10 protein-coding genes are annotated in these 17246 nt (G+C 58.6%); 2 read left to right on the top strand and 8 right to left on the bottom strand.

From position 1 onward, the window contains the following. Positions 1 to 123: 123 nt before the first annotated feature. Positions 124 to 1926 (bottom strand): lipid A export permease/ATP-binding protein MsbA, encoded by a 1803-nt coding sequence (gene msbA / locus ACIPY9_RS03045; protein WP_400696912.1) that lies wholly within the window; start codon positions 1924 to 1926, stop codon positions 124 to 126. A 115-nt stretch (positions 1927 to 2041) separates the two neighbouring features. Between msbA and ACIPY9_RS03050 the strand changes: the two genes are divergently transcribed. Continuing rightward, on the top strand, positions 2042 to 2680 hold the full coding sequence (locus ACIPY9_RS03050) for a toluene tolerance protein (RefSeq protein WP_400696914.1): 639 nt from the start codon (positions 2042 to 2044) through the stop codon (positions 2678 to 2680). 35 nt (positions 2681 to 2715) lie between these two features. On the opposite strand, the gene ACIPY9_RS03055 is transcribed toward ACIPY9_RS03050, so the two are convergent. The 7 genes from ACIPY9_RS03055 to ACIPY9_RS03085 are packed head-to-tail and all read right to left on the bottom strand — an operon-like array spanning position 2716 to position 10840. Beyond that, entirely contained in the window at positions 2716 to 3882 is a 1167-nt protein-coding gene (locus tag ACIPY9_RS03055) for an O-antigen ligase domain-containing protein (RefSeq protein WP_400696915.1), read from the bottom strand. Then, positions 3872 to 4642, bottom strand: coding sequence for a glycosyltransferase family 2 protein (locus ACIPY9_RS03060; protein ID WP_400696917.1), 771 nt, complete (start codon positions 4640 to 4642; stop codon positions 3872 to 3874). Before ACIPY9_RS03060 ends, ACIPY9_RS03055 begins: the two co-directional genes overlap by 11 nt. Positions 4643 to 4666: 24 nt before the next feature. Then, complete coding sequence (locus tag ACIPY9_RS03065) at positions 4667 to 5632, bottom strand: glycosyltransferase (RefSeq protein WP_400696918.1); 966 nt, start codon at positions 5630 to 5632, stop codon at positions 4667 to 4669. Between the two features lie 31 nt (positions 5633 to 5663). Continuing rightward, positions 5664 to 7076 carry a PIG-L deacetylase family protein gene (locus ACIPY9_RS03070; protein ID WP_400696920.1) on the bottom strand — a complete coding sequence of 471 codons (1413 nt, stop codon included), beginning with the start codon at positions 7074 to 7076 and terminating at the stop codon, positions 5664 to 5666. Then, positions 7073 to 7969 carry an antimicrobial resistance protein Mig-14 gene (locus ACIPY9_RS03075; RefSeq protein WP_400696921.1) on the bottom strand — a complete coding sequence of 299 codons (897 nt, stop codon included), beginning with the start codon at positions 7967 to 7969 and terminating at the stop codon, positions 7073 to 7075. The genes ACIPY9_RS03070 and ACIPY9_RS03075 overlap by 4 nt, the downstream gene beginning before the upstream one ends. Then, positions 7969 to 9099, bottom strand: coding sequence for a glycosyltransferase (locus ACIPY9_RS03080; protein WP_400696923.1), 1131 nt, complete (start codon positions 9097 to 9099; stop codon positions 7969 to 7971). The genes ACIPY9_RS03075 and ACIPY9_RS03080 overlap by 1 nt, the downstream gene beginning before the upstream one ends. Further along, positions 9083 to 10840, bottom strand: coding sequence for a carbamoyltransferase (locus ACIPY9_RS03085; RefSeq protein ID WP_400696924.1), 1758 nt, complete (start codon positions 10838 to 10840; stop codon positions 9083 to 9085). Before ACIPY9_RS03085 ends, ACIPY9_RS03080 begins: the two co-directional genes overlap by 17 nt. 301 nt (positions 10841 to 11141) lie before the next feature. Between ACIPY9_RS03085 and ACIPY9_RS03090 the strand changes: the two genes are divergently transcribed. Beyond that, on the top strand, positions 11142 to 17216 hold the full coding sequence (locus ACIPY9_RS03090; RefSeq protein ID WP_400696926.1) for a dermonecrotic toxin domain-containing protein: 6075 nt from the start codon (positions 11142 to 11144) through the stop codon (positions 17214 to 17216). The last annotated feature ends 30 nt before the right edge of the window (positions 17217 to 17246 follow it).

A 17246-nucleotide genomic window follows, 5' to 3' on the forward strand; every position in this document is an offset into this window, starting at 1 on the left:
GCGCAATCTTAGCACAGGGTTCTGGCAGGCTAGATTGCGGAAATTTTTTCAGGAAAACCGGGGAGACCGCTCTCACGGATGAACCCGCTCCTGCTGTTTCGGAGCGAATTCATCCGCGAAGATTCAAACGGCGCCGACAGGCGCGGGTTCGTCCAGACCCATGGCATGCAAGCGGGCGTAATAGCCGTTTTGCGCCAGCAGTTCGGCATGCGTGCCACGCTCGACAATACGACCGGCATCCATGACCAGAATCATGTCGGCCTTCTCGATGGTCGAGAGGCGATGCGCAATGACCAGTGTCGTGCGGCCTTTCATCACCTGATCCAGAGCGGCCTGAATGTGACGCTCGGATTCGGTATCCAGTGCGGATGTGGCCTCGTCGAGAATCAGCAACGGCGCATTCTTGAGCAAGGCACGGGCAATGGCCAGACGCTGGCGCTGGCCGCCAGACAGCAATACGCCGTTCTCACCCACCTGGGTATCGAAGCCTTCAGGCAACCTGTCGATGAACTCCTTGGCATATGCATCGGCGGCGGCAGCCTCGATGTCAGACCGTGGCGCACCGGCAAGATCGCCATAGGCGATGTTGTTGGCAACGCTGTCGTTGAACAGCGTGACGTTCTGGTTGACCTGGGCGATATGCCGACGCAGGTTACGCAGCCGATAATCGTTGATATCGACACCATCGAGCAGAATCTGCCCGGTTTCGTGTGCATAGAAACGCGGAATCAGATTCGCCAGCGTCGACTTCCCGCTGCCGGAGCGCCCGACCAGCGCAATCATCTGCCCCGGCGCGACGGAGAAACTGATGTCATCCAGAACCTGCCGATCCGTCTGTGGATAGGTAAAGCTCAGGTTCTTCACTTCCAGATGGCCGGTGACACGCTCGCGCTCGACACTGCCGGTATCGACTTCCGGCTCGACATCCAGTTGTTCAAAGATACTTTCGGCACCTGCAACGCCCTTCTGGATGGTCGAGCTGACCTCCGAAAGCTGGCGAATGGGCTTGGGCAGCAAACCGGCAGCCGTGATGTAGGCCACCAGATCACCCGCCGTGGCATCACCGCGCAGGAACAGCACCAGGAACATCAGGACCGCCATGGCGCTGTAGATCACCAGTTGCAGCATCGGCGTATAGATCGCGCCAGTCTTGGTCATGCGCAGTTGTTTCTCGGTGTTGCTGTCGCTGGCACGAGCGAAGCGATCCTGCTCGTATTGCTCACCGCCAAAACTGCGGACCACGCGATAGCCCTGGATGGTTTCAGAGGCGACGTGTGTCACGTCTCCCATGGCCACCTGGATCTTCTTGCTCTGCTTGCGGAATTTCTTGCTGGCACTGCCAACCATGATGGCAATGAGCGGAAGGATCGCGAGCATCACAAGGGTCAGCTTCCAGTTCATCCACAACAGGTAGATGAACAGGAACACCACTGTCAGGCCTTCGCGGATCACAACCTTGATCGCATCGGTGGCCGCACCGGTCACCATCGTCACGTTGAACGTGATACGGGAAATCAGATGCCCCGAGTTGGTGGTGTCGAAATAGCGGTTGGGCAGCACCAGCAGCTTGTTGAACAGCTCCACACGCAAGTCATGCACCAGCCCGAGGGAAACCTTGGCCAGAAAATAGTTGCCCAGATACGACCCAAGCCCCTGCCAGGCAGCGATCAGGACGATCAGCAATGGCACGGCCTGCAACAATTGTAGGTCTTTCAGGTACGGAACATTGGGAAACAGCGCCGCTTCCGGATTGGTCAGGCCATCGACGAAGTATTTGAGGATACCGGCCAGCATCGGCTGCGTGGACGCGAAGATCACGAACCCGATGATACTGAGCAGGAAAATACCCACATACGGACGCACATAGGCCAGCAAGCGGAAGTAAATCTTTACGCTGGAAGGAGCGGACGATTCGGAGGATGTCATGAGAATCCGTCGTGTGAAAAAGAGGCCGAATTGTACCACAAGCGGTTTTCGTGGCTGCCTGCTGGGGTAACATAGGCGGCCGTCCAACCCTTGGGGCGTAGAAACCGGAGTATCGATGCAAGCGCTTGACCACGCCCGCTACCTTGTCCTGGTTCAAGGAGCCGAAGTCCTTGAAGCCGATGGCACAGGCGACAAAGTATTACGCCTGACCGACGGTTCAATGCTGAAACTGTTTCGGCGCAAGCGCTTGATCAGCTCGGCCGCATGGTACCCCTATGCACGACGCTTTGCGGACAATTGTGTAACGCTGGCAAAACGAGCGATTCCCTGCCCGAATGTACGCACGGTCTACAGGATCGCCGAAATAGCCCGTGACGCCGTTCATTACGACCCGCTTGCAGGGCAGACTCTTCGTCAGTTGCTGGGCAACGCTGCCAGTGACGATGAGCTTCGCGGCCAACTGGGACGCTTCATCGCCGACCTGCACGAAAAAGGCATCTATTTCCGCTCTGCGCATCTGGGTAACGTGATCCTGACCCCGGAAGGCAAGCTGGGCCTGATCGATATTGCCGACATGAAGACCTACAGAAGCCCGCTGCGCAAAAACCTGCGGTTGCGTAACTTCAAGCACATGTTGCGCTACACACAGGACCGTCAGTGGCTTCTGGGAGAAGGCAATCAAGCCTTTCTGGAAGGTTATCTGAATGCCCAGACAACCTGCGACGCAACCGAACTGGCCCAGGCAGTCCGCTGACAAAAAAATGGCCGCTGTGAAAGCGGCCATTTTCGTTACTGCTGCTTGAGGCGGTGCTCCTGCACCACGCGCCCCAGAATCATCGTGGCTGGCAACAACACCAGAATCCACAGTTCGTCCGGGTTACCCACCAGCATGCTGCCATCGAAATTGAGCATGAGCAGCGCACAGGCCAGGTAAAAACCCCATGCATCACGCAGGCGAATGGCCTGCCAGAGCGTCAAGGCCATCACCGCACAGAACAGGACCAGCGCAATGGCTCCGGCATACAACCCCATGGCCACGAAAATGTTGTGTGGGTGCTGAATCGGCAGCCCGCCCGTCAGGGTCTGGGTGGTATGGAAGCCAATACCGCACCCCAGCAACCAGCCGCAGTTACGCCATTCACCGGTCATGATCTGGAAGAGTTCGATACGGTAGGAGTCGCCACGGACAAACAGCGCTTTCACCCATGACTCATCATGAATCAACCAGAAGACCAAGGCGGCGGCAACGGCAAAAGCCAGCAAGCCAATGACACCCTGCCTGGGGAACCGGTAAATCAGGTACAGGGCCCACAACCCGAAAAGGAAAGCAGCCCCGACCAGCGCCGTACGGGTCTGCACGACAAACGTGACCGCGAAAAGCGACAGGGCAACAGCAAGCGTCGCTTCAATCCAGCGCCGCTCCTTCACCCAGCCCGGGAAGGCCAGCCCAAGCGCACAGAACAGGAACACACTGGCATAGATGACATTATCCATGCGCCCCATCAGGATCCCGACACGCTCGCCGAACACGAACTCGCCGGTCATCCAGCTGCGTATGCTGGAAACGAAGATGTAAAGGCAGACGATCCAGAACAGGCTGCGTACAAAGAGTCCACTCCTGAAGAAATGGACATCGGTGAAAGCTGCTATGGCAAAAACAAACAGACTGACATAGGCAATGTGTTTGTAGAACTGAAAGTCCCCGGCATTGAAAGCAGGCACCAGGAACCACAGCAGAAACACTGCCCAGGCAAGCCCCAGCGGCTGTGAAAACACGCCGGCACCACGATGCTTGAGCAGGAAGAAGACACCCGGCAATGCAATGAATGCATAAAACAGGTTATTGCTGAGCTTGGAAGAGGCTCCCAGCATGAAACTCAGAATGAATACGACAAGCGCTGCACCAAAGTAAACCTGCGTCTTTGTGCTTCCAGCACTGATGCGTTCAGAAAACATTATTCAGCAACCATCCTGTTATAAGTCCAATAAGCACAGCGGCAATCAGTTTGACGCGATCGCGTCGCTTACGCCGCTGTTTGCTCAACCGCTCCTGAGGCAACTCGAGGTGATTGTCGAACCCCGTGTGCAACACAGCATCGTTTTCCAGAATCAAGGCGTAGCGGTCTTGCTCCGCGTACAGCCGAGACAGTTTTTTCTCGCCGACATGCTCGGCATAAGGTGCGTGCAGCTTGTAGTCCACAAGACGACGCAACCCGGGATTCAGGGAAAAACCCTGCCACTCGGCCTTGTGTGACCCCAGCTTGTAGAACGCAATGCCCTGCAGAACCTCACGCTCGTTGAGGTACACATAAGGACTGTGAACCTGAAGGTCGTGGTTGAAGCTGCGCAGCCACACCTGCAGTGCCTGAGGGTCGTTTTCCAGCAACACCCTCGACTCTTCGATGAAACCCGGGCGGTAGAAAGCCCAGTCATCTTCACAGTGGAATACCCAGGACGTTTCGATCAACGCATAGGCCGCATCGATCGAAGCCATCTGCCCCAATTTGGGGTTATTGATAATGAAGCGGGTATGCTCACGCCAGTGTTCAGGAATGCAATCCTTGACCTGGGAGTCGCCGGAGTCTTCGGTAATCAGCACATGGCGCACAGGCGCTGTGTTGAAACGGTCGAATGTTTCCAGAGTTCGCTTCAACAGGTCGAAACGGCCACAACTGGTGACAACCAGTGTGATATCGCTGTTTTCGCTGAATACCATCTTTGACTCTCTGTTATTGAATGTTCAGGGGCGAACAGTGCCCCACCAGGACTGCAAACGCTCAAACCAGCCCATCGCCGGTCTCTCCCGGAGAGGAGGCTGCATGGCATCCACAATCGCTTTACCGAGGGAATGGAATGTAAAGCGTTCCTCGACCAGCGTCTGCCCGTTGCGCGATATTTCATCTGCCAACTGCGGTTGTTCACGCAGGCGCTGAAGCTTTTCACGCAACTCGGGGATGTCGCGATACAACACAATGTTGTGCATGTCCACAAAGCCCAGGGCACGGTTTTCCTCGGCACCCTGATCGAAAGCAAACAGTACACAGCCACAGGCCATGGCCTCGAAGTTCTTGATCATGTATTCGCCCATGCCGACATCGGCACTGACGAAAAAGCGAATACGGTTCAAGGTGTCGCAATATTCCTCACCGGACTTGGTGCGTGTCACCAGCAAGGGCTCCACTCGTCCCAACTCATCGAGCAATGCCTTGCGACCGCTGTAGGCCACGCTCTTGGTGCTGCCCACAAAGGCCAGCTCGATATCACGCTCGCGCCCCTGCCCTTGCAACAGGCTCTGGTCGTATCCCTTGGGCACGAACACCGCATCGAAGCCCTCTTCACGCAGCCGCTCGCCCACCACGAAACCGGAGCAGATCACACGCGCCCATGGCAGTTTCCGGTAATGAGCGCTGAACTTGCCCGTGTATTTGCATTCGATGTAGTTCTGGTAGGCATCGTGCTCAAGGATGACCAGATTGGGAATCGTGCGAATAAAGCCGACCTGCCGGACTTCCTGTTTGAAACGCAGGAAAAACACGATCCGGTCGTACCGGGTGACATCCACTTCACGCTGAAAATAACCACGCAGGTTTCGCTGATCGTCAGACGTCAGCCAGCGCAGGTCACACTCGCAGTGCGCAGCGATACCGTCGTAGAGCCGATCCAGAATCGCACGTTGCTCTTTCTGGACAAGAAGTAGAACTTTCATTGTTTTCCTGGCACTCACTGAGCCTGCTGAATCAGATATCGCTGCTGCGCCAGAACAACTCGTGGCGGCGGACAGCTTTGCGGAAGAATTCATTCTCACCCTCGGCAGGCCAGCGACGACCGGCCAGAAGGCGTTGCAACCCGCGCCGGATACGCCGCTTGAAAGGCATCGGAGGTTGCAGATCGTGCATCATGCCCAGTGCCATGGCCTTGTCGCGCTGTTGGGCAACCGACAACTCAAGGCTATAAGGAACCAGCGGCAATGCCGGATCGAACACCGGCGGCAGGCTCATGCCATCATAGGCATTCCCCATCGGCCAGCGATCATTGTCATGCAGATGGTTGGCATATCCGAGCACCGTTTCCGGTTGCCACTCCAGCCCTTTGAGGGCTTCTCGCACAGCAGCCTGCGCACAGATATGGTCAGGATGAGGGTCAATGGCCGGATGCGGCATGACCAGAACCTCTGGACGGGCCAGCAAAAGCAGTGCTCGCAGGTCGGCCAGCAGGTTGTTCCAGGTCGGCGCCCCGTCACTGTCGCCCGGCAATTTCATCGGGTTGAACTGACGGAACAGCCGCGTATCGCTCAAATCGGCCTCACGGGATGCAACCGGCTGATCAGGCGCCGCCTGCATGGCAGGCAGTTGAAGGCAAAAATACCCCAGTTGCACACACTGGGACTCAGGTACCCCACCCCAACGAGGCACAGCGATACTGTCCCAGGCACGCAGCCGCCCTTTCATGCGTGCAGCTTCGGCACGCTCCAGGCCCATGTGCCGATAATGTTCTGCTTCGATTTCACCGGCCGTGAGGGTGACGATCCAAGCATCGTCGGCCTGACTGTAAAGCCCGAAGGCTGCCAGCTCGGCGTCATCGGCATGGGGCGCGATGACCATCACCCGCTGACGCCGTGCATCGGGCTGACGAAACAGCCACAATCGAGGCGTTCCCAGAACACGACAGAAACGCCCTCGCACGTTTAAAACGCCTTGTGCCAGGGGCAGCCCGAGCCCGGTCAGGTTGAGGTAGCGCACGCCATCCACACCGCGCTCGAACACCTGGCTGTCGTGCATGTCCGGACCGTGAAGCTCGACACCCGGATCGAAAAAGCGCCCCAGCCATGAGCTTTTTATCTTCAGTGCCAGAACCAGCGTTTCATCGCCTGCCAGTTCCGGAGGCGAATCGAGCAGCAGCGTGCCGCCCTCAAGACGCACACCCGCCCACTCATTGGCCGCAGGAAAGTTGTACTGGTAATCGTCCGCCGGCGAATAGAACAAATGGTCTGCAAACCAGGCCTCATGAGCCACCCAGGCCATAACCGCCAGCAGCGGCACCAGCCACCAGGCCACCAGTACGCCAAGCGCAATCAGCAGGACGAGCCCGGCCAGCAACGCCATGCGCTTGTTACGGCGATGGCGCTTGAGCAATTGCTGTTTGCGGCTCAAACCTGAAACACCGGCACAGGGTTGCACCAACGATCCTTGTACTCACGATCGGCGCGCCCGAAAGAAAATCGCAGCGGTTTGCCAAGGGCACGGGCCTGCTCCCAGGCGCTCTGGGTATTGAGAAAGCTCAACACACTGCCAGGGCTGAAATCACGGGTCTGCGGGTCGACACCGCCGTTGACATACTCGACGCTGATCCACTCCGGTGCCTCGACGCGGTACACCAGCTGGATCGCAATGGGTGCGTCGTTGAGAAACACCACCGAGCCGATCAGCAGCTCACGCAGCAGACCGACCACTTCGGCCATATGTTCGGCCCCCGTGGCGGCAAACCCCCAACGGCGCTGAAACAGGTCGCAGTACATGCTTGCCAGCTCGCGGCTGTCGAAGTCGCTTACCGGACGAACCGTCCCTCCGGCCTCCTCGAGCAAACGAAGCTCACGACGCTGGTTGTAACGAAACTTCTTGGACAGTTCCTCAGGCGTGCGGGCCATCGCCAGAGACTCGACCTGCGGCTTGAGGGTACTGATACGCCCTTCGTTGAGCGCCGACAGATAACGGGCACGATGACGAACGGGAACCTGAGCACCTTCCGCCACCGGCAGAATCAGCTCGGCATTGCCCAGGTCGAAGAGACCTTTCTTGCCATGGCGCTTGAGCTCATCCTTGGACAGCGCCAGCGAACGTCCCCAGGTCGCAATCGCAGCCTGAATGACGCCGTCCTGCTCCCAGGCCAGGTAGCGTACCGGGATCTTCGCGAACTCGGACAGACGCGCCACGACCAGGGGATGAGTCGCCACGCTGCCACCAAACCGGTGCCAGACCTGCTCATAAGTGTCCGCATCGACAGGCGTCCAGCCACGCTCACGCCAGCGTTGAAATCGATTGAGCATCAGGACTCCGCAATCAGGCGAGTGACTTGCGGCAGATGCCAGAAGACGTTGCGCACGGCATGATCCGAAAAACGCTCGCGCAGACGCAGCAGCATAAGTTCGGCGCACGCCTGACGTTGCCCGGCATCCAGAGAGCCTAGGTGGATGAGCCCATGGGAAAGACGCTCGACATCTCCCAGCGGGAACAGTACACCCAGGCCTTCGACCACTTCCCTGGCGCCACCACAGGCTGTTGCCAGCAAGGGAACGCCCGCTACCATGGCTTCCAGCAGGACCATGCCAAAAGGCTCATGATCCGAACTCAGAGCAAAGACATCGAACGCCTTGAAGAAGCGGCGCGCATCGGGAACCTGCCCCAGAAACAGGACATGCGAGCCGATGCCCAGCTCCAGCGCCAGATCCTTGAGCGGCTTCTCAAGACGCCCCTGACCAAGAATCACCAACTGGCTGTTGTCGGGCAGGTTTGGCAACGCCTGAGCAAAACCGCGTAACAGCGAGGCCTGATCCTTGTCCGGATGCAGACGGCCGACATTACCGACGATCCACGCCGACGGTGACAGCCCCAGTTCCTTGCGCGCCTCGGCGGCGTCAAGCTGGCTGCCTTGCAACTGTTCGATATCGATCCGGTTGTAGAGCGTTTCGATACGCTCGGCCGGCCATGCAGGCAGGCACTTGCGCATGTCATCCCGCACCGCATCGGACACCCCCAGCAGGCTCAGGCGTTTGCGGAACAGGTTCGCAAAAAGCCTGCGGCTGCCGCGCTGGTAATCACTGAACGCATGATGCACGCCAATCACCGGCAAAGAGGTCGCCAGCAATGCGATATAGATCGGCTTGAAGCGATGGGCGATGCAGAAACTGAAGCTGCGTGACGCGGCAATCTTGCGCAGATCACGTATCGCCCCCAGTTTCAGGCCACGAATGGCCCTGGAGCTGTAATCCATGAATAGCACTTCATCGGACGCACAGCCTGCGGCCACATCGGCATCAGCCGCGCCGGTCAGGAATACCGTGGTAACCCGGTATCCCCTGCCCGCGAACAGGCTGGCGTATTGCCGTGCGCAGTCCAGGAACGGCCCGTCATAGCCGTGGCAGAACTGCAACACATGGCGTTCAGCCGAGCGTGTCATACGTGTCCACGCCGTCTTTGACCACCAGAATGTCTTCCATGATCAGGTACTGAAGGTCAGACCCGAAGAACATGTTCAAGGCATCGGTCGGCGAGCAGATCATCGGCTCGCCACGACGGTTGAGCGATGTATTGAGCGACACGCCATTACCGGTCAGGTTTTCCAGCGCCTTCATCATGTCGTAGTAGCGCGGGTTGTATTCGCGCTTGAGCACCTGGGCACGGGATGTACCGTCTTCGTGAACGACTTCCGGCACGCGGGTCTTCCACTCTTCAGCCACTTCAAAGGTGAAGGTCATGAACGGAGCCGGATGATCGATGGTGATCATCTGTGGTGCCACGGTGTCGAGCATCGACGGGCAGAAAGGCCTCCAGCGCTCACGGAACTTGATCTGTTCGTTGATACGGTTGGCCACGCCCGGAACGCTCGGGCAACCAATGATCGAACGACCACCCAGCGCACGCGGACCGAACTCCATGCGGCCCTGGAACCAGGCCACCGGATTGCCGGCAACCATGATCCTGGCGATGCGCTCGGGCATGTTCTCGATCTGACGCCAGACCGGCTTGCTCGGGTGACGGGCACAGGCCGCGATCACGTCTTCGTTGCTGTAGGCCGGGCCGAGGTAGACGTGTTCCATCTTCTCGACCGGTACGCCACGGGCGTGGGATACATAGGCAGCCGCACCGACCGCCGTACCGGCGTCGCCGGACGCAGGCTGGACGAACAGTTCCTTGACCTCGGGACGGGCAATGATGCGCTGGTTCAGCTTCACGTTCAGCGCACAGCCGCCTGCGAAGGCGATCTTGCCGGTTTCCTTGAGGATGTCGCCCAGATAATGGTCCATCATCTGCAGAGCCAGCTTCTCGAACAGGGCCTGCATGCTGGCGGCGTAGTGGATGTAAGGCTCATCGGCCACGTCACCCACACGTTTCGGACCCAGCCACTCGATCAGCTTCGGCGAGAAGTAGAAACCCTTGCCGTTCTCTTTGTAACGACGCAGGCCAATGACGTTGGCCAGTTCGGTGTTGATGATCAACTCGCCGTTTTCAAAGCTCGCCAGACGCGAGAAGTCATATTTGCTGGCGTCGCCATACGGCGCCATGCCCATGACCTTGAACTCGCCGTCGAGCATCTCGAAGCCGAGGAACTCGGTGATAGCACCGTAAAGGCCACCCAGGGAGTCCGGGTCGAAGAACTCCTTGATCTTGTGGATCTTGCCGTTTTCGCCATAGCCGAAGAAGGTCGTGGCGTACTCACCCTTGCCATCGATGCCCATGATCGCGGTCTTTTCCTTGAAACCGGAGCAATGGTAGGCGCTGGAAGCGTGGGCCAGGTGGTGTTCGACCGGCTCGATCTTGATCTTTTTCGGATCGAAGCCCAGTTGCTCGAGGCACCAGACGATCTTGTTGCGATAGCGCTTGTAGCGGCGGTTGCCCATCAGCAGCGCATCGAGCGCGCGGTCCGGGGCATACCAGTAGCGCTTGGCATAGTGCCAGCGGGCCTTGCCGAACAGGCTGATCGGCGCGAACGGAATCGCGACCACATCGACGTCCGACGGCTTGATACCGGCCTGTTCCAGACAGAACTTCGCCGATTCGTAGGGCATGCGGTTCTTTGCATGCTTGTCGCGAACGAAACGCTCTTCTTCAGCCGCAGCAATCAGCTTGCCGTCGATATAAAGCGCTGCGGAAGGATCATGGCTAAGGGCGCCGGACAGGCCAAGGATCGTCAATGCCACTAGGGTCTAGCCTCTTCAGTCTGCATGCAGGCGCACAGCGCCCGAGAAAAATGTGTGCTCCCTGTCTCCGCACTGCGGACCGAGGGGCAGCTAAAGCGCGCGATTATAGCGTACTGGTGCAGGATATGGTCGGAGGGTGACGAAAACCTGTCCCTTTGCCTTTATCCACCTCAAAAACACCCACAGACATATCTACCCCCACTGTCCTGCCTGTCGCTGATTGATTGAGCACATGAATGACACGGGCCCTGCCCGCGCCCCAAACGCTCCTCTCTCAGAGGCACATCAGGAAATACGCTTCATGCAGACACTTACCCCCGTCCCCGCCAGCGGCGACCATCGCCAGCCCGCCGCTGCTGCGGCACTGAATCGACTCGATCAGTCGAGAATGACACTTTCCCTGGAACTCGACGCCTTGCCCAAGGTAGAGATCCCCCCTGACAGAGAGGCGGGCAGGGGCCTGTCAGAGCCGGAAATCCAGGACCTGCTCCAGCGGATAGATCGTTACTGGGCCGCCCCCAGCGCTCACGGTCAAAGCAGGTACGACCTGTTTGTCCACAGCCTGCAACAAGCCATGCACGATGAGCTGACACTCAAGGTCTATGAACGCGATATAGCCCCGGAATACTCGGCGTGCCTGCCGCTGGGCAATATGCCCTCGCCAGCGGCCCGACCATCGCTTCAGGGAGTCATGACCTCGTCGCTGCACGTTGAGCTCAATGAACAGACCCTCGTCGAAATCAAGGGAGCCCTGGCCATGAGCATCGACGACGGGCTCACGCTCCTGCACCTGCCAGGTGCCGGGCTTGCGAGCTTCGCCAGCCGGGGCGCGCTGTTTGAAACCATGACCCGGTGGCTCAACGATCCGCTGCTGCGCAATGCCCTGTTCAACAATGCCGATCAGCGCTACAGGGACAAGGTACTTGAGGTCATCAATGATCCCGATCTGTTTCTGGCCCCCTTCAATGTCACGGACGTGCAACTAAGACCGGTCCCCGGCAATCCGTTTCTCTACGCCTTGAACCGTCAGCTCGACAAGCAGCGTCAGGATGTGCGGTATGCGAGCGAGGCCCCCCTTGAAAACGCCTCACAGGACCGAGCGCAAAAGATCCAGAAAGCGATAGACATGCCTGACCTGTTTGGCCCGGCCGCCATGCTGGAGCGTCGTGAGCAGGCCCGACTGGAAAGCAGCCATCGCGCCCGCTTGCCGTACTGGATCAAGATAGCGTCCGCCGAAGATGTCACGGACTATGTCGAACGGGTCAATCGTTACGATGAAGCCCGTGCTGCCCTGCTCAGCACCCTGGGCGGCGCCCAGTCGCCCGAGCACTTTGCCTGGGAGTACCTCAAGGCGAGGCTCGCTTCCGATCTCGGCTACGACCTCAACCCTGACGAAGTGATGGTCACGACATTCCGCCCCCTGCCGCTGACAGGCGAGACCTACAAGATCACACGCTCCCTGCAACAACTGGCGCTCTACGGCTTGCACAACGGGGACCGGGAAGAGGGATCGGCCTTCATGACCCAGACCGCCCTGCATGCTGGCAAGACGCGCCTGGAACACACCCACGCACAGCTTACCCCCGCCTACATGGCCCGACTGGTCGATGAAGCGGACCTGCGTCTGAACTTTGCCGAGTACCAGCGCAGGATACTCGCCGGGGAGCATACCCGTCAGTTGATGGGCGAGATGATACGCAGGCAAATCACCTCGGAAGGTTATGCCGCAAAGATGCAGGGGCATATTTCACCCGAGGACTTTACCCTCGTCGAGACCGCGGCAGAACCGATGCCCGCCCGCTCCGGCTCGACGCTGAAAGTGCAACAGATCAGGCTCAAGGGCTGCGGCACCCTGGGCAAGATTCTGGTTTTCCGAAAGGAGGCCCCGAACGGCCAGCCCGAACGACTGGTCATGTTCGCCTCGGACGTCCCGCGCAAGGAGCATTTCCAGAGTTTTTACAATGAAACCCAGTTGCATAACGAACTGTTGTCCTGGAGCGCACCTCCCGGAATGCGCGACTACCTCGTGCAGCAGGTCGAAGCGCCTTACCGCCCGGCATTCCGGCAGAAACTGGAGGAGCTGGCGCGGCTGCCTTATCCCGAGTCGGACTTCATCCAGTGGGTAACCCTGCAGGATTATGCCGCCGGCCTGGAAGCATTCGTCAGCGAGCATGTCCGCATCGCGCTCGCCGAACAGGCACAGCACACGCCGTCCTGGTACCGGGAGGCCAGCGCCGGGCAACGCCAGGAACTCCTGGCCCTGGAGGACAGCCTGACGGGCGCACTTCGCAACTACGAGGCCCACTCCCACACCCACGTCGAGTCATTCGAGGCCTATACCCACAAACGGGCCAGCCAACAGATAGCCCGGCTGCTCGGGGTTCCCGCTGGCTCGGTAGACCCGGATCACATCATCGTGACCTCCCAGCGCGAAACCCAGAGCTACACCCAGATGCTGCTCAAGGGCTACGACGATGGCATCGATTTCATCAACACAAGCGCCGATACCGAGACATCATTCAGCGGCCCTGGAGGCATCGACCTGAAAAGGCTCTCCCCGGCCACGGTGGCTGCTTCGGTGCGGGGGCAGTGGCTGGCCGACGACTACATCGCGCACGTCAGGAGCACACTGCTCGATCCGCTCTCCAGCGGTTACGCGTACAGACGCACGGCCAGCCTGCTCATGACCCAGTTGCAGATGAAAGCCGCCGCTCTGCGCAGCCTTCTGAAAGGGCATATCACCGACCGACAATATCAATGGCTCAGGTCATCCCTCGACCATGCTCACCTGAGCGATGCCGAGACACGCAAACGTTATCCGCTCTATCCCTTGCAGATTCATGTGGATAAACCCTTTATCGCCTCGCGCCTGAAGCAGATAGATCAGCTGGTCATTCCTGGCACCGCACTGATCAACGTGGAGACCGTACAGGGGTGCATCGTCATACTGCCGACGGAAATCAGGCACGCGTCCCTGCTGTACACCCCTCAGGCACCTGACGGTATCGAGTTTCGCCTGTTCAGCAGCTTCATCGATTCACTCGAAAGCCCAGGCATGATCGATTACTACAAGAACCGCTGCCGGGTCGTGGCCCGCAGAACCTTGTCGTTCTTTCTCCGGGACATGAAGGAAGGCAATGCCAACAAGGCACCGTTCATACCCAGGGAAGCCATTTCCGACTTTGCCCAGACCTGCTTCAACCGCCCCCTGGAGCGAAAGCTGAGGGACGTGAAGGAAACGACAACAGGACGCAACGACATGCTGTCCAAAATGATCTGGAACAGCATCGAAATCGTTGCCATCGTTCTTACACTGCCTTTTCCACCCGCCAGTTTCGCAGTCGGCGCCGTGCTGTCCATGCGCGACAGCATGCTGGCTATCCAGGCACTGACGGGCGAAACCCCGGAAAGCGCCAGTGCCCACCTCCTCGCCTCCCTGCTCAACAGCCTGGGGGCAGCGGGAGACCTGCACTCGGGTCTCAAGGGGTTCGGTGGCTTCATGCGCAAGCTGACGCCCAGGGACGGGCCCACGCCACTTCTGAACAAAACGTCTCGCCCCCCGTCCTACGATGAGCTGTTTCCGGTCGACCTGCAGAATGAGACCTTCTGGATCGGCAAGCCAAACGCCAACGGCCATGCCCCTGTCTTCAGCCGCAACAACGCCGCTCCCCATGACGTGCAGATCACCGGCCAGTACGCCACGAAGAACCATGCAGGCGTCTGGCACCCTCTGGAGCAACCAGGACAAGACCGGGCCGTGAATATCTCGCTGCAAGGCGTTCCCGTCATTGAAAGCGGCCACGCCAAGGGGATCAGGGTCGTCAAGGGCGAGTCATACATCGAACTGCAAGGCCGGGCTTACCAAGTGCAATACGATGCCCGCATGCACTGCTGGAACATCGTCGATCCGGACAAGCCTTTTGCCTTCTTCGGCAAGCAACCGGTTCGCCTGGACGAACAGGGGCAATGGCAACGGATAGACCGCCTGCGACTGTCGGGTGGCGGCCTGGACGGACAAGGCCGTTTCAGGCCCTTGCAGGAAGAAGCCGCCAGCGCAAACACACCGTCGGTGAACACAAGTGATTATGAGTTGCCGCAAAGCATGCAGCCCCATCTCTTCCACATCCTCGACCCGAAACCCGTCGGATCGGACTGGATGGGGATCGAGGACTTTTTCAACGCCTATTACGCAACGATGCGCAAGACCTACACCACGCTGCGGGAAAACCTCTATCGCGATGCCAAGGTCTTTTTCAACAAAACCGCTCTGCCCGCCCGACCAGCACTCCCCCAGGTTGGCCTGTTGACGGATGTGGAGACGTTCTTCGCCGACGTCTTTGCCAAAAACAACGGGCTGGTCCTGAGTGAAGCGCCCAGGTCGGTTGCCAGTAAACGCCTGCTGATTCTCAACATGCCCTTGCTGGTCGAACAGAAGGTCGAGGTGCTCTATATCGAACACCTCTTCACCGACAAACATGTGCAGAAACTGGCCAAGTACCGCGATCTGGGGAAACAGACACGGTCCGGCTCCCATGAACTCAAGGAGCACCTTGAATGGCTGAACGAAGGCGCACTGAACAATCAGACCACTGAATATGACTACTATCATCTGATCAAGGCGGCCCATCAGCACAACATTGAAGTCCGTCCCTTCAGTTCTTCGATCAGTTACCCGGTTACCGGACATGCCGTTGCAAGCGCGGCCGGTGACAGCACGGCCACCCAGAAGATGAGCAAGTTTTTCGGGCACAAGGTCATCAGTGACGATATCGAAAGAAACGCTTCCCGACGCTGGATCGCCTTGCTGGACCAGAAACTGGCCAACACTTACCAGAATGTCCCCGGCATAGCCGAGCTGGAAGGCGTCATCAGCGTTCGCATCCAGGACGCTGCCGCCAACCGCCTGCCTCGGATCAAAGCCGACCCGGGCACCTACAAGGTGGACGGTCAAATGCTGAAAAGCGATTTCGTGCTGGAGTCGGGCAACCCGCTTATTGCGCATTCCCCCATCCCGGTGGTGCCCGCCAGAGAGATCGATTACAGACTGTTCAAGCAACTGAAATATGAAACCGAAGCCACGGACGTCAGCTATTACGCCGGTGAGCACGGCTTTCATTGGGACAATGCCAGCGGCTGGAAACGGGCCGATTCAGAGAGCTGGGCAGTCGAACCACCCCTCACGGCCATTCAACAGTCGCTGATGGACACGACCTATGAAATGCCGGCCGCCACGCGACGGACAATGCATGACCTGATTAACTTCGAGCACAAGGGCGTCAATGAGTACTATTACCTGCATAACCCCGAACATAATGTCGTCAGGCAGAACTTTTTCAGACGCCGTCGACAATTGCAGACCGATGCCCATGACGTCATATCCAGGACACTCCCTCCCCGTCCGACCCTCCCTGTCATTCCGGACGCCAGCAGCCCTTCCGAGCTCCTTGAACTGCTCTACCGGCACACCGATGGCGTGGTGATCGGCGAATCGCATGCGGCCATCGTCAGCAAGAAACTGATCATCGACAACCTGCCTCTGCTCAAGCGCAACGACGTCAAGACGCTCTATATGGAACACCTGATGACAGACATGCATCAGGCAGACCTGGACCGTTTCTTCGAGACCGGACAGATGAGCAAATCCCTGCTGCATGACTTGAGAGTGATGGACAGCGGCCATCGTACTGACCCGAACCTGACCTACAACTTCGAGAAGCTGGTGATTCGCGCCCGTGAACACGGGATAGAAGTTCGCGCCATCGACTGTTCGACCAGTTACCGCCTCGACGGCCTTCACCTCGAGACCTCGACAACCCGGCAGGAAATGATGAATTTCTTTGCCTCACGCACGATCAACAGGCATCAGGAGGTGATCGGGACACACAAGTGGATTGCCCTGGTGGGCAACAGCCACTCCAATACATTCGAGAACGTGGTGCCCGGCATTGCCGAACTGCAAGGGGGAATCGGGCTGCGTGTGGTCGAAGTGCCCCCTGGACAGGCCAGACCGCTGGGATTCGATACGGGTGGACACGTTCGGGCCCAGATAGGCAGGGAGGAATACTTCCTCAAGGGCGACTATCTGGTGGAAATGGAACTCCCCACCATTCCGGCCATGTCCGTGGAAGTGGAACTCCTGACGGCCGGGCGCCTGAGAAGACCCGGCATGTTCCTGATCGAGCAAGGTCGGGACGGGCAACAGATCATCGTGCATCGCTCCAGAGACGGCGCCCTCTATCGCACGCCGGTCATGACCGACCCCAACGGAAAACTTTATGTAGATCGCCCCACCTGGCCCCTCCATCAACGCCCCCACGACGACATGGAAGCCCTGATTCAGTCCCTGGAAAGCATGAACATGCGCCAATGGACGTAATGCCGTAGCACAACCGCTCCGGGACCGATG

The sequence above is a fragment of the Pseudomonas sp. NPDC089734 genome, from assembly GCF_044748865.1.
GTDB lineage: Bacteria > Pseudomonadota > Gammaproteobacteria > Pseudomonadales > Pseudomonadaceae > Aquipseudomonas.